The organism is Paenibacillus glycanilyticus (genome assembly GCF_023715145.1).
In the GTDB taxonomy this organism is placed as follows: Bacteria; Bacillota; Bacilli; order Paenibacillales; family Paenibacillaceae; genus Pristimantibacillus; species Pristimantibacillus glycanilyticus_A.
On record NZ_JAMBNP010000007.1, the window covers coordinates 225,654 to 243,563 of the forward strand.

At 50.8% G+C, this 17,910-nt stretch carries 18 protein-coding genes; 2 read left to right on the top strand and 16 right to left on the bottom strand.

Annotated elements, in window-relative coordinates; genetic code table 11:
• Positions 1-277: 277 nt before the first annotated feature.
• Entirely contained in the window at positions 278-694 is a 417-nt protein-coding gene (locus tag M3194_RS20285; RefSeq protein ID WP_251655902.1) for an SRPBCC family protein, read from the bottom strand.
• A gap of 28 nt (positions 695-722) precedes the next feature.
• Entirely contained in the window at positions 723-1,325 is a 603-nt protein-coding gene (locus tag M3194_RS20290) for a TetR/AcrR family transcriptional regulator (protein ID WP_251655903.1), read from the bottom strand.
• 93 nt (positions 1,326-1,418) lie between these two features.
• Between M3194_RS20290 and M3194_RS20295 the strand changes: the two genes are divergently transcribed.
• Entirely contained in the window at positions 1,419-1,967 is a 549-nt protein-coding gene (locus M3194_RS20295; protein WP_251655904.1) for a hypothetical protein, read from the top strand.
• 91 nt (positions 1,968-2,058) lie between these two features.
• On the opposite strand, the gene M3194_RS20300 is transcribed toward M3194_RS20295, so the two are convergent.
• From M3194_RS20300 to M3194_RS20360, 13 genes are all read right to left on the bottom strand, one after another.
• Entirely contained in the window at positions 2,059-2,895 is an 837-nt protein-coding gene (locus M3194_RS20300; RefSeq protein ID WP_251655905.1) for an RMD1 family protein, read from the bottom strand.
• A 168-nt stretch (positions 2,896-3,063) separates the two neighbouring features.
• Entirely contained in the window at positions 3,064-4,620 is a 1,557-nt protein-coding gene (locus M3194_RS20305) for an ABC-F family ATP-binding cassette domain-containing protein (RefSeq protein ID WP_251655906.1), read from the bottom strand.
• Positions 4,621-4,868: 248 nt separating this feature from the next.
• Positions 4,869-5,315 carry a hypothetical protein gene (locus M3194_RS20310; RefSeq protein WP_251655907.1) on the bottom strand — a complete coding sequence of 149 codons (447 nt, stop codon included), beginning with the start codon at positions 5,313-5,315 and terminating at the stop codon, positions 4,869-4,871.
• 195 nt (positions 5,316-5,510) lie between these two features.
• A complete protein-coding gene (locus M3194_RS20315; protein WP_251655908.1) occupies positions 5,511-6,140 on the bottom strand; it encodes a 2OG-Fe(II) oxygenase in 630 nt (209 codons plus the stop codon).
• Positions 6,141-6,401: 261 nt separating this feature from the next.
• Positions 6,402-6,884 carry a GIY-YIG nuclease family protein gene (locus M3194_RS20320; protein ID WP_251655909.1) on the bottom strand — a complete coding sequence of 161 codons (483 nt, stop codon included), beginning with the start codon at positions 6,882-6,884 and terminating at the stop codon, positions 6,402-6,404.
• 379 nt (positions 6,885-7,263) lie between these two features.
• Complete coding sequence (gene urtE / locus M3194_RS20325; RefSeq protein ID WP_251655910.1) at positions 7,264-7,965, bottom strand: urea ABC transporter ATP-binding subunit UrtE; 702 nt, start codon at positions 7,963-7,965, stop codon at positions 7,264-7,266.
• Entirely contained in the window at positions 7,943-8,719 is a 777-nt protein-coding gene (gene urtD, locus M3194_RS20330; protein WP_251655911.1) for an urea ABC transporter ATP-binding protein UrtD, read from the bottom strand. The genes urtE and urtD overlap by 23 nt, the downstream gene beginning before the upstream one ends.
• Positions 8,691-9,785, bottom strand: coding sequence for an urea ABC transporter permease subunit UrtC (gene urtC, locus M3194_RS20335; protein ID WP_251655912.1), 1,095 nt, complete (start codon positions 9,783-9,785; stop codon positions 8,691-8,693). Before urtC ends, urtD begins: the two co-directional genes overlap by 29 nt.
• A gap of 18 nt (positions 9,786-9,803) precedes the next feature.
• Entirely contained in the window at positions 9,804-10,709 is a 906-nt protein-coding gene (gene urtB, locus M3194_RS20340; protein ID WP_251655913.1) for an urea ABC transporter permease subunit UrtB, read from the bottom strand.
• Between the two features lie 103 nt (positions 10,710-10,812).
• Positions 10,813-12,063: an urea ABC transporter substrate-binding protein gene (urtA, locus tag M3194_RS20345; protein WP_251655914.1), complete on the bottom strand. Its 1,251-nt coding sequence runs from the start codon at positions 12,061-12,063 to the stop codon at positions 10,813-10,815.
• 344 nt (positions 12,064-12,407) lie between these two features.
• Complete coding sequence (locus M3194_RS20350; protein WP_251655915.1) at positions 12,408-13,649, bottom strand: MFS transporter; 1,242 nt, start codon at positions 13,647-13,649, stop codon at positions 12,408-12,410.
• A gap of 151 nt (positions 13,650-13,800) precedes the next feature.
• Positions 13,801-14,319, bottom strand: a complete 519-nt coding sequence (locus M3194_RS20355; RefSeq protein ID WP_251655916.1) for a DinB family protein — start codon at positions 14,317-14,319, stop codon at positions 13,801-13,803.
• A gap of 70 nt (positions 14,320-14,389) precedes the next feature.
• Entirely contained in the window at positions 14,390-15,301 is a 912-nt protein-coding gene (locus tag M3194_RS20360) for a helix-turn-helix transcriptional regulator (RefSeq protein WP_251655917.1), read from the bottom strand.
• A gap of 146 nt (positions 15,302-15,447) precedes the next feature.
• Between M3194_RS20360 and M3194_RS20365 the strand changes: the two genes are divergently transcribed.
• A complete protein-coding gene (locus M3194_RS20365; protein ID WP_251655918.1) occupies positions 15,448-16,266 on the top strand; it encodes a serine hydrolase domain-containing protein in 819 nt (272 codons plus the stop codon).
• Between the two features lie 233 nt (positions 16,267-16,499).
• On the opposite strand, the gene M3194_RS20370 is transcribed toward M3194_RS20365, so the two are convergent.
• Entirely contained in the window at positions 16,500-17,651 is a 1,152-nt protein-coding gene (locus M3194_RS20370; protein WP_251655919.1) for an enolase C-terminal domain-like protein, read from the bottom strand.
• Between the last annotated feature and the right edge of the window lie 259 nt (positions 17,652-17,910).

The window sequence follows — 17,910 nt, forward strand, 5'->3', positions numbered from 1 at the left end:
TAGATATCATACCTTTTGCTTCGTTACTAAGACGAGTAGCAATTATAGGAAGCCCGCGAATGTCCGCAAAAAAAGCACTTTATTCAAGCATAACCGATAAATGTTGCTAAAATATGAGAATTTTTGACTAAATTTTGAGCTTTCGCCGGGTTAAACGCTCTCATTTATTTCAGACTTGTGATCTATTTCAAATCATAAATCAACAAAGGAAAAAAGCGGAAACCAGCCCTTAGGAGAGCTGATTTCCGCTTCTATAATTGTTGCAGGATATAGAGAATCAGTCTTCGACAAATTCAGCCAATTGGCTCAGTGCTTCCTCAAAGCGAAGCTTCATCTGCGCTCTTGTCTGCTGGCTGCTAAGATGCTCCTGGTGAAAGGAGACGGTCGTCCGCCCTTCTGCCGCTGCAATCAGACGGATCTGAATGGTGGATGGCTTATCCCAGCCCTCCGGCTGCCAGGTCAGGCGGATCTGCTCGTTTGGCTTCACAACCCGCAGCTCTCCTGCTATTCCCTCTTCAGTCCGATAAGCCTTCTTTGGCGCGAGCTCCCATTCCTTCACTTTACCGAGCCAAATACCGAGTCCAGCGGGTGACGTCAAATAGGACCATAGCTGCTCCTGCCCTGCGGCTAACGTTTTCCTAACGCCAATCTGATAGCCCGCATCTTGCGTTAATCCAACCGTTTTTTTCTCCATGCCCGTACACATCCCCTTTTCCGATTAACTAGACTTCCTGGCTTCTAAAGATCCGGTCCAAGTAACGGGTGACCATACGCTCCATTTCGCCCGCATCAAGCCGCTCCGGAATCATGACCCGATGCACGACCAAACCGTCCACCAGGGCATGCAATAGCTTCGTCTCCTCTCCGGGGTCAATTCCTTCCTTTGCCAGATTAAGCTTAATCAAGGTATCGAGCATTTGCCGAAAGCCGGCATACAGCTCGTCATGCACCTCAAGGCTAAGCTCGCGAATAGCGGGGTCGGAAACCGCCTTCCCAACGTACGAGAGCCAGAGCTCCGCCTCCGCCGTACGCTCCTCGTCCAGAGGCAGCAGCTCGGCGATAACCATCTCCATATTGCGCCGCATGTCATCGGTATACGCCAGCTTCTGGATGCGTTCATTCACCCGCTTCGACAGAAGCCGCATGGAGAAAGACAGCAGCTCGGCCTGCGTCTCGAAATAATGCCGCAGCGAACCAAGCGAGATGCCCGCTTCGTCGGCTACGCGGCGTACGGAAAGCTTGTCCAAGCCTTCCCGGCGGATGACCTTCCAGGCTGCCTCCGCCAATTGTTCCTTGCGTATTTGATGATCCACAATTTTAGGCATGGCTCTATTATAATCCTCCGCCCTTTTTTAGCACAACTGTGTTATAATCATAATAATACAATTGTGCTAAAAAAGGAGCTGATTCATACCTTTATGGTCGTCTCTGTCATTATTGGCTGTGAAATTGCGTTCTGGGCGTTTGTGCTCGCGGGTCTTGTATGCCGGTATCTTCTGCGCCGCAAGAAATTAGGGGCCGTTCTTCTTGCCTGCACGCCGGTCGTAGATCTGGTATTGCTTGCGGCAACCGCGATGGATCTGCATCAGGGAGGCAAGGCCAGCTTCATTCATGGCTTGGCAGCCATTTATATCGGTGTCTCCGTTGCATTCGGAAGCCGAATGATCCGCTGGGCGGATATACGCTTCGCGCACCGGTTTGCCGGAGGTCCTCCTCCGGAACCAAAGGTTAGGCACGGCGCAGAACATGCGCGTAAGGAGCGGACGGGATGGCTCCTCCACCTTCTTTCCTGGGGCATCGGCTGCGCTTTGCTCCTTGGCATCATCATATGGATTGGCGACGAGACGCGGACGGCAAGTCTTCTGTCGGTCATTCAGAAGTGGTCGATCGTTCTCGCCATCGATTTCCTGATCAGCTTCAGCTACACGCTATGGCCTCGCAAAGTCAAAAAAGAGCATAGCCAGTAAGCCATGCTCATGAAGTCGCACCCGTCTTAACAAAAAGGGCATCCCGAGCGTCATGTTGAGATGACGCTCGGGATGCCCTTTTCTACCTGAATTACGGCAGAACGCCAGCGATTTGCAAGACGGTCAGAACAACCTCTATGACAATCAGAATAACGATGATCCATTCCACGAACAGCCCGCGTATCGAATGGCTGATCGTCGAGAAGCCCTCCATGATGTGATGGAGAAATTCCGTTTTGCTTTTTAATATTTTATAGCGGTCGTTCAGCTCGAAAAACTCCAGCATGCTGTCGTAAAATTCTCCGGCATGGCTGCTGCTCCATGTAATATCGGGCTTATCCAGAATCATGATATAACCAAGGGTGTTATACTCGTACCGCAAGATGATGGCCGTTGTCCTGGCCAGCTCCTTGTTGCCGATTCTCAGCTTTCCCTTTTCCAATCGTTCGATCATGTTCTCGAGCTTGTCATGAATTTTCCCGAGCTGTTCCTCGACTTTCTCAAGCGCAACCGATTTTGCTAGCACGGTGGATATGAGTTCAGGATGGAACGTCTCATATTCCGGCACTTCCACATATTCATCCGTGAGCTCAAGCGTCTCTTTCTCTCCGTAACGAAAACTGTAATCATCGGAATACCGGTCTGCCGTTCCAATGTCGATATCCGGCTCAAACGTCTGCACGTATCTTAGAAAGGCTATGATGTCTTGAGGACGCGAGTGATTAATGAAGACGATACTGCCAAAGGAAAACACAAGCACCTGCTGCGAAGGCTCTGCCTGATGCTGAAGAATAGACTCCAGGATCTCGCCTCTCAAGACGAGTGGCTGCTCCCAGGTGTACTTCTTGGGAATGCCGCAATGGATAGCGATCTGGTTCAGATCGATTTCATTGGTGATGGCAAAGGCTTTAAAGGTAATCTCCTTCATTTCTATCACTCTTCTCAGTCATACTGAAATTTTAGGTGTATTACCACATTATTCCCTGTCCCCTTTTCTTATAACCAACACGAGCCTTTTCTTAATACGCAAAGAGGGCCGTAACAGGTCATTTGCTCCCTGTTACAGCCCTCCTATTCGTATTTATCTTGCGATGCCTTATCTCTGGGGCTGCATGGACCAAGCCTCTACATCCCAGGTTTTGGTTGCCCAATCCTCATAGAAATCAGGCTCGTGAGAGACCAGAACGATCGTGCCCTTGTAGGCTTTCAGCGCACGCTTCAATTCGGCCTTGGCCACGATGTCCAAGTGGTTCGTCGGCTCATCGAACAGGATCCAGTTGCTCTCCCGCATCATCAGCTTGCACAGGCGCACCTTCGCCTGCTCTCCCCCGCTAAGCTGGTTAAGAGGGCGAGTAATATGCTCGTTCTTAAGCCCGCAGCGCGCAAGAGCGGCACGAACCTCATGCTGGTTCATGAAGGAAAACTCATCCCAGACATCCTCCAGCGGAGTCATCGTTGGAGCCTTCGCCTCCTGCTCGAAGTATGCGGGCGATAAATAATCGCCAAGATAGGTCTTACCGTCAAGCGGCGGAATAACGCCAAGAATCGATTTCAGGAGCGTGGATTTGCCCACGCCGTTACAGCCTACGATCGCAATCTTGTCGCCCCGTTCAATGACCATGTCCATCTTGGGAAGAAGGGGTTTATTGTAGCCGATAACCATTCCTTGTGCTTCAAATACGGTCTTGCCGCTCGTTCTGGACTCCTTGAAGTTAAAGGTTGGCTTCGCCGCTTCCTCCGGCTTATCGATGCGATCGATGCGGCCCAGCTGCTTCTCGCGGCTTTTCGCGCGCCCGGATGTTGATGCGCGAGCCTTATTTTTCTGAATAAACTCTTCTTGCTTCTTAATGTAATCCTGCTGCTTCGCGTAGGCGTCAATATGCTGCGCTTTGTTCAGCTCCGCCATCTCGAGGAACTTCTCATAGTTGGCGGTGTAGCGCGTCAGCCTCGTAAATTCAAGATGATAAATCACGTTAACAACCTGATTCATAAAGCCGGTCTCGTGAGAAATCAGAACAAACGCATGGGGATAGTTCTTCAAATAATTCGTCAACCAGTTAATGTGCTCTTCATCCAAATAGTTGGTAGGCTCATCAAGCAATAAGACGCCCGGCTTCTCCAGCAGCAGCTTGGCAAGCAGAACCTTCGTCCGTTGTCCGCCGCTAAGCGCCGTCACGTCACGGTCAAGCCCGATGGCGTTAAGACCCAAACCATTGGCCATTTCATCGACCTTCACGTCGATCAAATAGAAATCGCCGATTTCGAGCTCCTCCTGAATTTCTCCCATCCGCACTAACAGCTGCTCCAAAGTATCCGAATCGGCATCGCCCATCTGCGCGGCGATTTCGTTAAGCTCCTCTTCCAGCACGAGTAACGGGAGGAACGCATCCTTAAGCACATCACGGATGGTTTTTCCCGCTTCAAGCTTTGTATGCTGGTCCAGATAACCGTAACGAACGCGAGGCGTCCATTCCACCTTGCCTTCGTCCTTCAGCAGCTTGCCCGTCAAAATATTCATAAGCGTCGATTTCCCTGTGCCATTCGCGCCAACCAGGCCGATATGCTCCCCTTCTAGCAGACGGAAGGACACATCCTTAAACAATACCCGGTCGCCAAACGTATGCGATAACTGCTCTACTGTCAACAAACTCATTTTCTTTTATCTCCATTCATGTATACACTACCGTTGAACACGACAAATCTCTTAATTCGTCATTGTACCATAAAACCATCTATTCAAGTTTATAATACGTAAAGTTATATGAAAATGACCAATCATTAGGCGACAAAAATTCTATCTGCTTGCGGCTTTCAAATAATTCAAGCCATTCCTTGCGGTGTGGCTGCGCGCGCAAAAAAAGCCTCCGCGCGTAGCGGAGACTTTTTATGGCAGGCTCTTCTCTATTGCCCCACGAACACAGCAGAACCGTTGTCTCCCGAGTAAGGCGGGTCCCCGGGAACGGTAACGTAACAAATAATGAGCTTGTAGGACATTCCCTTGGTGATCGGCTGCATAAACGTGAGTATGAAGCTCTTGTTCTGCGCGTCTACCGGTCGGATCGTGACCTTGCTGGAAGTCAGGGCATTCTGCGGCCCTACCGTGTCGTTTTTGCCCAATGTGGCAATACCCGACGGCATCGCTTCGGTTGTGCTCTGCACCCAGTAGTTCGTTGGGTTAACGCCTTTAGCCTCGTCAACGGTCCGGTCATACGTAATTTGAAGTTGATTCGGAGACAATTGCGCCGCCGACTGAAGCATGGGTATCGTCTGAGGCGCCGCATGCGCCGAAGTCGATGCCAAGACGAACATAACCGCCATCAGCCCTATCACTTTTTTAATACCTACCATCTTAAATGCCCCCATTCATTCATTCTTTCATTCATTCATCCAAACAAACATAACTAGCCTCTCCTCAAGCCCTCCCTATTATTCACGATTATTTGCATACGCACGGGAACAGGATTCATCCATCTGCTTTTTCGCAGAAAAGCCGGAATCCTCAGAGGATTTCCGGCTCTTCTTGTCTATTCGTAAACTTAGCGCTTAGCGGTATCTTTGTCTTCTCATCCATTGGGTTGCCACCCATTTCTCCCCGGCTGTAACGGGATGGCCGGCATGTAGCGTTAATTCGTTCAGGCGGGTATCGTTGTAGAAATATTCAAAGTACACCGCGCTGCCCTTCTTTGGCGTTACCGAAAAATGAAGGGAAGGAAAATACGTCTCGCCGCCTTCTTCCACATCATTTAAATACATGACAAGCGTGCTTATCCGGTTATTCATATTGCTTCCGGACGTGAAATAGTCATAGTGCGGATGATACTGTTCTCCGGGTTGATACCGCAGTACCTGCAGAGGTTCGGCATGAGCGACGGGGATATTCATCAGCTCGGCAATTCGCGACTCCACTTGCACAATGCTTTCATTTTCACTTTCTTCAAAAAACATGCTGCTGCTTGTTCGAACGTCGCTGACATCGCGAGAGTTCCCTATCTTGGCGCGTTGCATTCTAGCTGCGGCGAGCTCAATCAACAAGTCGCATTCCGTTGAACTTAACACATTCTCCAGGATCAAAATAAGCGGTTCTTCCAGCTTACCAACGATACGAATCTCTTTATCCTTGGTTACGATCTTGTTTCCCGTAGACGTTACGATCGTCTGCTCTTTAATGGTCATCGTCTTAGTTCCTCCAATACAGAATACTGAGGACGTATTCGATTAGGCATTAAATCAGTCACTTAAGGTATTCCCCGTCTTACCCGGAATACCTTTAATGGCAGCAAGTTCGATTCCCGCTAAGAATAAACAGCTAGATCCGTAAAGTTTATTTTGCCAGATAAAATTGAACCACCCCGACGGTAACCACGAATAGGATTAGATAGATAATCAGGCTCCTTAACCATCTGAAGCTCTTTTTCCGTTTTATGCGGTCCTTGGTTATTTTCTGAAAATGCCCCCATTGTTCCTCCGTAAAACTCCTTCGGGGAAAGAGATGGGCCGTAACATCTCATCGGGACTTTCCGAAACACAATAATGCAGGAATAGATGATCCTTCATCCATTGAGACAACCTTGCTTCATCGTTTTTTTCAAACCTGTATTTCCAGGAGAATTGCTCCGATCTAAGCTTGGTTAACTGCATGATTGAGCCTAAGCTTTTCCTTAAGGTCGACCCACGGGCATTGCCGTTAAAATGCTGTCTGTAATCTCTCGATCTAAGACTCCTGTTAGAAATGCCAATATAGATAATAGGCTTGTCCAACAAATAACCGTACTCCAGATCTCTCATAATAGAAGGCAAATCATCCACATTTCTGACCGTGATCATATACAGTCCTTTGTCGCTTGGCAACTGCTTAGGGTTATCATTAATTGGATCAAAAACATTAATCGCAAAACTTTCAATAATGCTCTTAATCATGACACTCCAGCCCTCTCCGATATTTCCATTTAATTCAAACCGAATATATCATGCCATTGTACCTATGTATAGAAAAAAAGCTCCTTACACAAACAGAAAGCGGCTGTACAGGTTGAAACCTGATACCAGCCGCTTTTGTCTGCTTTGCTTCTTTTCTTACATTGGATTTATCCAGTATATCGCCTAAAATTACACCTGAATCTGCTACTAGGTTGGATTTATCCAATAAAATCATCCGATTACATGCCTCTACCGCCTATTATCGGTTATTCTACTGGAGTAAATCCAACGTAGATGCCCAATGGCCTTATTTAATTATGATTTTAGTGGATATAATCCAACGTAATTGACATCAAGGAGTCATAACTGCTACTGGGATTCACACCGTCAAATACTTCTTAATGACTTCGTCGCTCAAATCCTCCAAGCCGCCTTCCCAAGCGATTGCACCTTTTTCCAGCACATAGAAATAGTCGCCGACGCTTTTCACGAAATCCAGGCTCTGCTCCACCAGCAGGATCGACGTCTTCCCATCCGCTTTAATCGAGCGGATAACGTCGCGGATATCGTCAACGATGGAGGGCTGGATGCCCTCGCACGGTTCATCCAGCAGCAGCACCTCCGGCTTGGAAGCAAGCGCCCGGGCGAACGCCAGCTGTTGCTGCTGCCCGCCGCTCAGGTCGCCGCCGCGCCGGGTATACATCGTGGGCAGCACCGGGAATTTGGCGATCGCCTCTTCCGGAATGGAACGGACCGCCTTGCTATCCCGTGAAGCCTCAAGGCCAACTAATATGTTCTCGTATACGGTCAACTGTCCGAAGATCTCCCGTCCCTGCGGCACATAACCAATCCCGCTCCTTGCGCGGCGGCCCGGCGCGGCCTTCGTAAGCTCATGTCCGTTATAAGCAACGGTACCTTTGCGCGCCTTGAGCAGCCCCATAATACTCTTCATCAGCGTTGTCTTCCCAACGCCGTTACGCCCAAGCAGGCAGACGACCTGCCCCGGTTCAACCCGCAGCGTGACATCGCGCAGAATCACGCTTTCCCCATACCCGGCCTCAAGCTGTCGAACGGCTAGCATCCGCGTCCCTCCTCTTCCCGAGGTATACTTCGGCTACGCGGTCATCCCGCTGCACCTCTTCCATCGAGCCTTCCTTCAGCAGCTTCCCTTCGTGCATGACCGTCACCTTGCTGGCAAAGTTGCGGACAAACTCCATGTCATGCTCCACCACAACAATCGACCGCTGACGGGCAATTTCGATCAGCAGCTCGCCCGTTTTATCCGTTTCCTTATCCGTCATGCCCGCCACCGGCTCATCCAGCAGCAGCACCTCCGGCTCCTGCAGGAGCATCATGCCGATCTCAAGCCATTGCTTCTCGCCATGCGACAAGCCGCCTGCCCGCCAATCCGCCTTATCCTGCAGCCCGATCATCTCGAGCTGCCGCTCAATGCGCTCCCGTTCCTCCGCTTTCATCCGGGTAAATAACACGGTAAACACGCCGCGCCGCTGGCTCATGGCGATCTCCAGATTCTCGAACACCGTCATCGACGGAAAAATCGACGGCGCCTGGAACTTGCGGCCGATGCCAAGCTCGGCGATCTGATGCTCTTTTTTCTTCGCGATATCGATGGACTGCTTGAAGGTAACCGTACCCGACGTGGGCTTCACCTTGCCGCAGATAACGTCCAGCATCGTTGTTTTGCCGGCGCCGTTTGGACCGATCAGGAAGCGAAGCTCCCCTTTGCGCAGATGCAAGCTCATGCCTTGAATGGCTTTGAACCCGTCGAACGCAACCGTCACCTCGTTACACTGCAGGATACTGGGCTCCGTCATGCTCGGCCTCCTTCCTTTCCGTTCTTTTCTTGCCGAATCTGATCTTGCCGGCAAGCCCCGTCAGTCCGTTTGGCAGGAAGACAACAACAAGGATAAACACGCCTCCGAGGAAATACGTCCACCCTTGCGGATAAGTGGTGCTGAACTCGCTCTTCGCCCAGTTCATCAGCACGGCGCCAAGCGCCGCGCCAATCAAGGTACCGCGCCCGCCGATGGCGACCCACAGCACCATCTCAATAGAAGGCACGATTCCCATCATGGAGGGGGAAATAATACCGACATGGAGCACGAACAGCATGCCCGCAACCCCGGCAATACCGGCCGACAGAGTAAAGATCACCATCTGATAGACAGCCGGATTGTAACCTATGAACCTCACCCGGTTCTCTCCGTCCCGAATCGCCCGGAGTACTTTGCCAAACCGGCTTCTGACGACATACCGGCAAAGGATAAACACCGCCACCAATACAGCCGCCGTCACCCAATAGAGCATTCGCTTCGTATCCGGCGAAGCGATGGATTCGCCTAGTATTTTGCTATAACCCGTCACGCCGTTTGTTCCGCCCGTATAGGCCTGCTGACCAACTAGCAGCGTGGTCGTAATAATAACGAGCGCCTGCGTAAGAATCGTGAAGTATACGCCGCGAATGCGGTTGCGGAAGGTGAAGAAGCCGAGAAAAAGCGCCAACGCGGCCGGCATGAGTATTCCCATCAGCACCGCAAAGCCAAAGCTCTCAAACGGCTTCCAGAAGAACGGCAGCTCGCTTAATCCGCTCCAGCCCATAAAGTCGGGAAGCTTCCCGCCGCTCGCCTCAAGCTTCAAGTACATCGCCATCGCATACGCGCCAAGGCCAAAAAAGATGCCATGCCCCAAGCTAAGAATGCCGGTGTAGCCCCAGATGAGATCGAGCCCCAGCGCGACAATCGCAAAAGCCAAAAACTTGGCGAGCAGATTCAGCCGAAAGTCGCTTAGGAAGAGCGGAGCGGAGAAAAGCGCCGCTGCGGCCGCAGCATATCCGGCGAGCAGCCATAAACGCTGGGGAGATAATTTTTGCAGGGTCAACATTTGCTTCTCCACCTCTCTCTATGAATCAAGCGAACGCGAGCGCATCGCCACGAATCCCATCGGTCTCCATTGCAGGAAAGCAACGATACAGATGAACACGAGCACCTTGCCAAGCGATGCATTCGTCCAATATTCGAACATCGTATTAAACACGCCAATTCCGAGCGCGCCAAGCACGGTGCCGACCAGCTTGCCGACTCCGCCAAGAACCACCACCATAAAGGCATCCACGATATAATAAGTGCCAAGCGAAGGTCCGATTGGACCAAGCAGCGTAAGCGCGCAGCCGGCAATGCCGGCAATGCCCGAACCAATGGCGAACGTCATCGCGTCAACGCGGCGGGTGGATACGCCAAGGCACGCCGCCATATCGCGATTTTGCATAACCGCCCGCATTCTGCGTCCTTCGAGGCTTCGGTAAATATAGAAGTACATCGCAAGCAGCGTAAGAGCAACAAGCCCGATGATAAACAATCTTTTATAAGGAAGTACGGCTCCGAGGAAGTTGACGCCGCCGTCGAGCCAGGAAGGACTCGTTACCGCAACGTTGGGAGCTCCGAAGATTGATCTCGCGAGCTGCTGCAGCACCAGACCGACGCCCCAGGTCGCCAAGAGACTGTCGAGCGGTCTGCCGTACAAGAACCGAATGAGGCTCACCTCGAGAATAAGCCCAAACAGGAAAGCAATAAGGAAGCTGACCGGTATGGAGAGCACGAAGTACCAGTCGAACATCGACTTGGGCAAATAGTCGTTAAATATATTTTGCGTCAAATACGTGGAGTACGCGCCAATCATAATGAGCTCGCCATGCGCCATGTTAATGACCTTCATTAATCCAAACGTAATGGCTAAGCCAAGCGCAATCAGCAGCAAGATCGAGCTGACGCTCAGCCCGTTAAACAACTGCAGCGTAATGACCTCCATAAGCCTTCATCTCCTTCATTCGTATGCAAAAAAGAGAGAGTATCCGAAGCAGCCATCCGTCGAATACTCTCCCTCCTTCATCCATGCCGCTTATGCCGCAAGGTTAGTCCGTCGGCTTGATGCTGGCCGCCCAGTCGTAGCCTTTCAAGAACGGATCCGGCATTACCGCGTCGCCGGAGTTCCACAGCTCCTTGAATTGTCCGTCCGACTGTACTTCGCCAATCCGGACCGTTTTGTAAATATGCTGATTCTCTCCATCAATCTTCACTTTGCCTTCAGGAGCGTCCCACTCGAGATCCTTCGCCGCCGCTTTCACTTTTTCCACGTCGGTCGAGCCCGCTTTCTCTACCGCGGCCTTCCAGAGATATACCGCCGTGTAGCCCGCTTCAATCGGATCAGCCGTTACGCGGTCTTCGCCGTATTTCTTCTTATAATTCTCAACGAACGTCTTGTTCGCCGGCGTATCCGTCGTCTGATAGTAGTTCCACGCGGCCAGATGGCCTTGCAGCACGTCTACGCCGATACCGCGAATTTCCTCTTCCGCTACCGATACGGACAGCGTCGTAATATCTTGAGCCGAGATGCCCGCGTCCTTCAGCTGCTTGAAGAAGGCCACGTTGCTGTCGCCGTTCAGCGTGTTGAACACAACGTCCGGCTTCGCTTCTTTAATTTTGCTGATGATCGTGCTGTAGTCGGTATGGCCAAGCGGCGTATATTCCTCTCCGACCATCTCTCCGCCCTTCGCTTTCAATTGCTCTTTAATAATCAGGTTTGCTGTGCGCGGGAATACGTAGTCCGAGCCAAGCAGATAGAACTTCTTGCCGCGGTTCTCGAGCAGCCAGTCGACCGCCGGAACGATCTGCTGGTTTGTTGTTGCGCCTGTATAGAAAATGTTGGGGGAAGCTTCGAGGCCTTCATATTGTACCGGGTACCAGAGCAGCCCGTTTAATTCTTCGAACACCGGCTTCATCGCCTTACGGCTGGAAGACGTCCATCCTCCGAATACCGTAGCGACTTTATCTTCGGAGATCAGCTTGCGCGCCTTCTCGGCGAAGGTCGGCCAGTCGGATGCGCCGTCCTCTTGAATCGCTTCAATCTTCTTGCCAAGCACGCCGCCAGCCGCGTTGATCTCCTCAATGGCCATGATTTCCGCATCGCGAACAGATACTTCGCTGATTGCCATCGTTCCGCTCAAGGAATGCAGAACCCCTACCTTAATTGTGTCTCCCGATGCTTCTGCCTGACTGCCCTCTGTTGTCGTGGATGCCGGTTCCTCATTGTTGCCGCAGGCCGCAAGCAGCAAGCTGAGTACGACCGCAACTAGACCCGTTTGATAAAACCATTTCTTTTTCATCTCTCCACTCCCCAGTTCTTCTTTTTATGTTTCTATTTACGAACATTTAATTGGATTACATTACCAATGTTCGCATCATCATTATAGGAGGGGGCAATTTTAGTGTCAATATATATGACATTTAAAATAAAAAATGAGGAAATTCGTCTCACTTATTAGGCTCATTCCGGCATTTTTCGATAAAATACGTCACGCACATCCATATTTAACTGGATTAATTAGAAATTAATAGCATTAAATTAACAAATAATGTTATGTTATTTACTTTAATTCTGCCAACAAGGACAAAAAAATGACCCCGGAATGATTCCGGAGTCATCTTCCTATTACGCGCGCGAGCAGCTTTACTGCTCCATCTTTACGGCGGGCTTACCCGCTTCAAGCAAACGCTTGTTGCCGACAAAGAATAAGGTCAGGATCACAATGAACACTCCCGTACCGACAAGCAGCCATTCAATTGCGATTACGTCCGCAAGCGGGCCAAAGATAAGCATGCCGATTGGCATCATGGAAGTAGAGATCATCCCAAACACGCCGAATATCCGCCCCATATAGTTCGGATCCACTTTTTCCTGCAGCATGACGGTTGTTGGCGTATTCGCCATGGGTATGGCTACGCCAAATACCGCCATCACAAATAAGTAAATCCAGAAGATCGGGATAACCCCAAGCAACAAGGTACACACGCCCATAATCAGGTTGGCGAACGTCATCGTATACAGCTTGTTGCGGAAGCCGCCCCATGACGCGATGATCGCTCCGCCGGCCATCATGCCAACGGAGAAGGCAATCTCAATCGCGGTCAGCCGCCAATAATCGTCTCCGAAGCTCCGCGTCACCTGCAGCGGCGTCAGGAATGCGGCCGGAGCCATTAATACGAAGAAAAAGGCGAAGAAAGTAAAAAAGGTTTTCAAGAAGCTGTGATTCTTAATGTAGCTTATCCCCTGCTTGAAGTCTTCCATGTAGCTTGTGGTTTGTTGATCGGAAGCCTTCTGGTGCAAAGGGATCCGCAAGAAGAAAAATAACGCCAGGATCGCAACGACAGCGGTAACCACATCTATGAAGAAAATGGCTTCAATCGTGGACACGGTAAGCAGCGTCGCGCTGACGATAGGAGCAATAAACATCATAAGCGCCTGAAGCGTTCCGTTTATCCCGTTAACCTTCGTCAGCTGATCCTCCGGCACAATCTGCGGCAATATCGCCCCAACGGCCGGCGCCTGAATCCCCGCCCCCAGCGCCCGGACGGCGGCAATCACGAACATGAGCCATGGCTCGTCGTAACCTGCTAGAAATAGAATCGCGAGAAGCAGCGTTACGAAGGCAATCATGGAATCCGCTATCATAATGAGATATTTTCGGTTGAATCGGTCCGCCCACACGCCGGCAAACGGCGATAGCAGAAAAGTAGGAATAAACCCGCATACGATAAATAGAGTCATCATAAGACCTGATTTGGTGCTAAGGGTTACGTACCACATAATCGCGTATTGCACTAATGCGGAACCAAATAACGAGATCGTCTGACTGCTTAAGAAGAGGATAATATCTCTCTTCCAATTCTTCTTTTCTTCCGTAATTGTCATCTCTTACCCCTTCCGTGAGGTACTAGTATATGGAAATGACTCCCCAACCCTTCTCTAGCAAGTCATTTCCATATTAAAGGCAACTAATTCTCTCTGCAATTAACATCTTAGCTATAAAGAAAACCGTGCATAAGCGCACGGTTTTGCATTGTTAGCGTTGGGATACCGAAGGCTCTTGGTACCAGAAGAATGCATAATCGTTCATCGTAGAAGCATGACCCAGCTGGCGCAGCATGGTGGACACGTTCCCCCTGTGGTAGCTTCCGTGATTAGCCACATGCAGCACAATCTCCGACAGGCGCGTCTCGCGGATTCCGGCGTACGGATTGTTAAGCGTAATGGTTCGCTCCAGATCGGGCGTATGGCTGAGCCACTCTCCGAATTGCTCGGCCAGCTCGGCAAATAGATGTACGTATTCATCCGCCGTCTCGAGTACGCGCCCATTTAACGGAATGCATTCCTGCAGCGCCTCTCCCATATCGGCACCCGTTAATACGAGATACCACATTTTATCCACCGCGTAAATATGATTCAGCCCATGGGCAATAGTCGGGAACGAGCTCTTCACCTCCTGATGCAGCACCGCAGTTGGCAGCTCCTTTATTCTCCCGAGGATCGTTTGATTTGCCCAAGCATGGTAGTTAAACATTTCTGAAGGATGATTTGTCATTTAATATCGTCTCCTTTTGACTGGTTATGCTATCAGTATAAAAAAAGCAGTATGACAGCTGTGTGTCATACTACTCATAAAGTTCAAGCGTTTTTTGAAGCTCCCGTTTCAAAATATCTCTCAGCCCGATCGGTTCCAGCACCTCGGCGCCGCTGCCGAAGCCAAGCAGAATAGCCCAGAGCCAGCAAGCTTCAAGCGGCTTGTATACGGGAATCCGCATGGTCATGCTGCCATCGGAGTGAAAGGACTTTTCCACGCGGCCAAACTGATCCATCGCTTCCGCCAAAGCCTCGGGCGCGACCCGGAGCACGACATCCTCCACGTGATCCCGCTCATCGCCGAACGTAACGGGCGTCTCCTCCGGCACCTCCAGATGCGGCTCGAAGTCACGCTCCGTCACGACTAACTCTACCATCCGGGACAACCGGAATTCCCGATAATCGCAGCGCGTCCGGCAATAGCCATACATGTACCAGTTGCCGTATTTGAAATGCAGCCTGACAGGCTCCATCTCGCGGGTAGTGCGCTCGTTCTTCCCGTTAATGTAATCAAACCGGATAATTGTTCGCTTCGAAATGGCTGAACGCAATAGCGGAAGAGCCTCGGGATCCATCCTGCGCGTTTCGAAATCCACCGCCAGGCTCGAGGTCTGCTGCTCCGTTCCAATCGTTTGCAGTCTCTCGATCGTCCCTTGCGCTCGTTCGTCCTCGAACACCGTGGAGAGCCCTTTAAGAACGGTGACTAGAGAATCGACATCGTACGAGCCAAGCAGACTTTTATCCATCTTAAATCCGTCCATCATGCCAAAGCCGCCCTTATTCCCCTGATACGACACGACCGGAAAGCCCGCCGCGCAGATGACGTCAATATCCCGGTAAATCGTTCTTTGGGATACCCGGAACTCGTCGGCGAGCGCAGACGCCGGAAGCACGTCGTTATTCAGCAGCTTGTAGATGATGGAGATTAAACGCTCTAATTTCATAGGATCAACGCCTATCCGTCCATTGTTCATTACCGCCCATATCATACCACAGATCATGACGGCGTCTATAAGCGGCATATCTCATTTAAACAAAGAATAAATATTTACGTTACGCAGGAGACAAGATTAAAGGGGGATCGCCATTAATGACGCAACGCGTACAAAATCTGGATCGTCTCATTCGATCAGCGGTAGATAACAAGCGGATCTTCGGGGCGGTTATGCGGGTTGAAGCCGGCAACCGGCAGCTTTCATGGAACGGAGCGGCCGGCAATATGAACGTCGCGAGCCCGTTCTTTATCGCCAGCACAACCAAGCTTTACATCACCGCCGTGCTGCTGAGGCTACGAGAGCAAGACAAAATCAGGCTGACCGATAAGGTCAGCCTGTATCTGGACAAGAATAGGATCTCCGGCATCCATCACTATCAGGGCATCGATTATTCCGACGAGCTTACCATCGAGCAGTTAATGGCGCACACTACGGGTCTGCCCGATTATTTCCAGCAGAAAGGAAAGGGCGGCCGAAGTCTGGAAGACAGCCTCATGGCCGGACACGATCAAGCATGGTCGCTCGATAGCGTGATTGAAGAGGTTAAACGGATGAAGCCAAGATTCTCGCCCGGCACAAAAGGGAAGGCTTTATATTCAGACACCAACTATCAATTACTCGGAAGAATAATAGAGATCGTAACGAAGCATCCCCTAAATGACGTATTTAAGGAATATATCTACAAGCCTTTGTCCTTATCCCGTACCTATATGTACACAGACAGGCAAGATCAAACCCCTCAGCCTCTTTACTACAAGGAATCCCCCCTCCATATCCCGCTTGCCATGGCTTCGTTCGGCCCCGACGGGGGCATCGTCTCAACAGCCGATGAGCTGATGCGGTTTCTGCGGGCTTTTTTCGAGGGAGAACTATTCCCCGGGTCTTATCTCAACGATCTGTACCAATTGGAATAAAATCTTCTTCCCGCTGCAGTATGGGATAGGCATCGCAAGATTCAAGCTTCCGAGAATCCTCTCGCCGGTTAAGGCACAGCCGGAATTGATCGGACACTCCGGCTTATCCGGAGCCTTCGCTTATTATTCGCCTTTGAAGGATATCTATCTAACCGGAACAGTCAATCAGATATCCCCGCCCAGTCTTTCTTACAAGCTGATGCTTCGGATATTGAGTGTCCTATAGGGCAAGCTTAACGGCTCCAGCCGCTGGCCAGAACCCGTCTTGCAAATAGCTCCTCGTCAAAATCGAGGCCAAAGCCAGCCTTATTCGGGACATGGAACAGGCCGTTCTCAACCTGATAAGCGGACGCATCCATGCCTTCGATGGCGATATCGTCGTATTCGACGAATTCAAAGTTCTTAATGGCCGTGGCAATATGTCCTAAGGCGTAGATGCCGTATGCATTGCCGTAACAATGCGGCGCGGAACGCAGTCCCGCCTGATCTAGCTGCGCGCCAAGCTCCAGCCAATGCGTGAAGCCCGGATAGATGATGTCGTATTGCAGCACGTCGACAAGACCTTTCTTTGCCCAGTTAACGAGATGGGGAGATGCAAGACCCTCTCCATCCGCAATCAATACGTTTTGCCCGCGTTCTCGGAGCCACGCCTTTAAATCGGCATACAAGGCATCGTCCTCATGAAAGGCCTCTTCAATCCAATACAGATTCACATCAGAGACGGCGGCCAGCACTTCCTTGGTCAGATTCAAATTGTAAGCATTGTTGGCGTCTATCATGATCCGCCCCTCCGGACCGGCAACCTCGGCGACACCGTGAATAATGGCGATATCCCGCTTCGTGCCTTCCGCAATCGGCATATGCCTGCCTCCGCGGCCAACCTTGATCTTGAAGTTCCGATGGCCTTTGTCGAAGCCCTGCTGGGCTTCCTCCTTCAAGAGCGCCACCGCGTCCTGTTCATCTTGCAAATGCAGATCGTCAAAGTAAAGGGATGTATCATAACAAGGCACAACAAGCGGAGAGCCCGGCACGCGGCTCGATGTGGATACTAATTCATAGACGGGGGTATTCTGTCTGCGGCCCAGCCAGTCCAGAATCGGGTATTCCAGCGGAATGCGGTACGGCTCAAGCACTCTGCCATTCTCGTCGAACAGCTCGAGCAGGCTTTTCCCAACAACCGCTTCCGCCAACTCCTCCGTTAATGCCCCCGAGTGACCAAAGCCAACCTGCCCGTCAATCGTCATTCGGGCGATGCGCACCGAACAGCTTTTGCCATGATCTCCAAGCCTGCCATTGGATCCCGCGCTTCTTGCGCGTTCGCCCGTAAGAGTTGCAACCTCGATCTTTTCTACTTTCCATTCCGGTTGAATAATAGATAGATTCATGCACGATTCACTCCCTAACCCGTAGTCAGCTGGCCTTCAGTCATTCCAACTACATCCAATATATTATCCTTAAATCTAATATGTCAAAATAAAATATATTCATTATATTATAATTTCACCTATTCCTTCATGAGCGGCCACTCCCTGACGGTTTGTATTTTATTGTAAGGGCTGCTTTGGTTGACGGGGAGACTGGCTTTCAGTACCATCTTTAAAAGGAAACGCTCCGTTAAGGGGCGCTGCTTCATGAAGGAGGAGT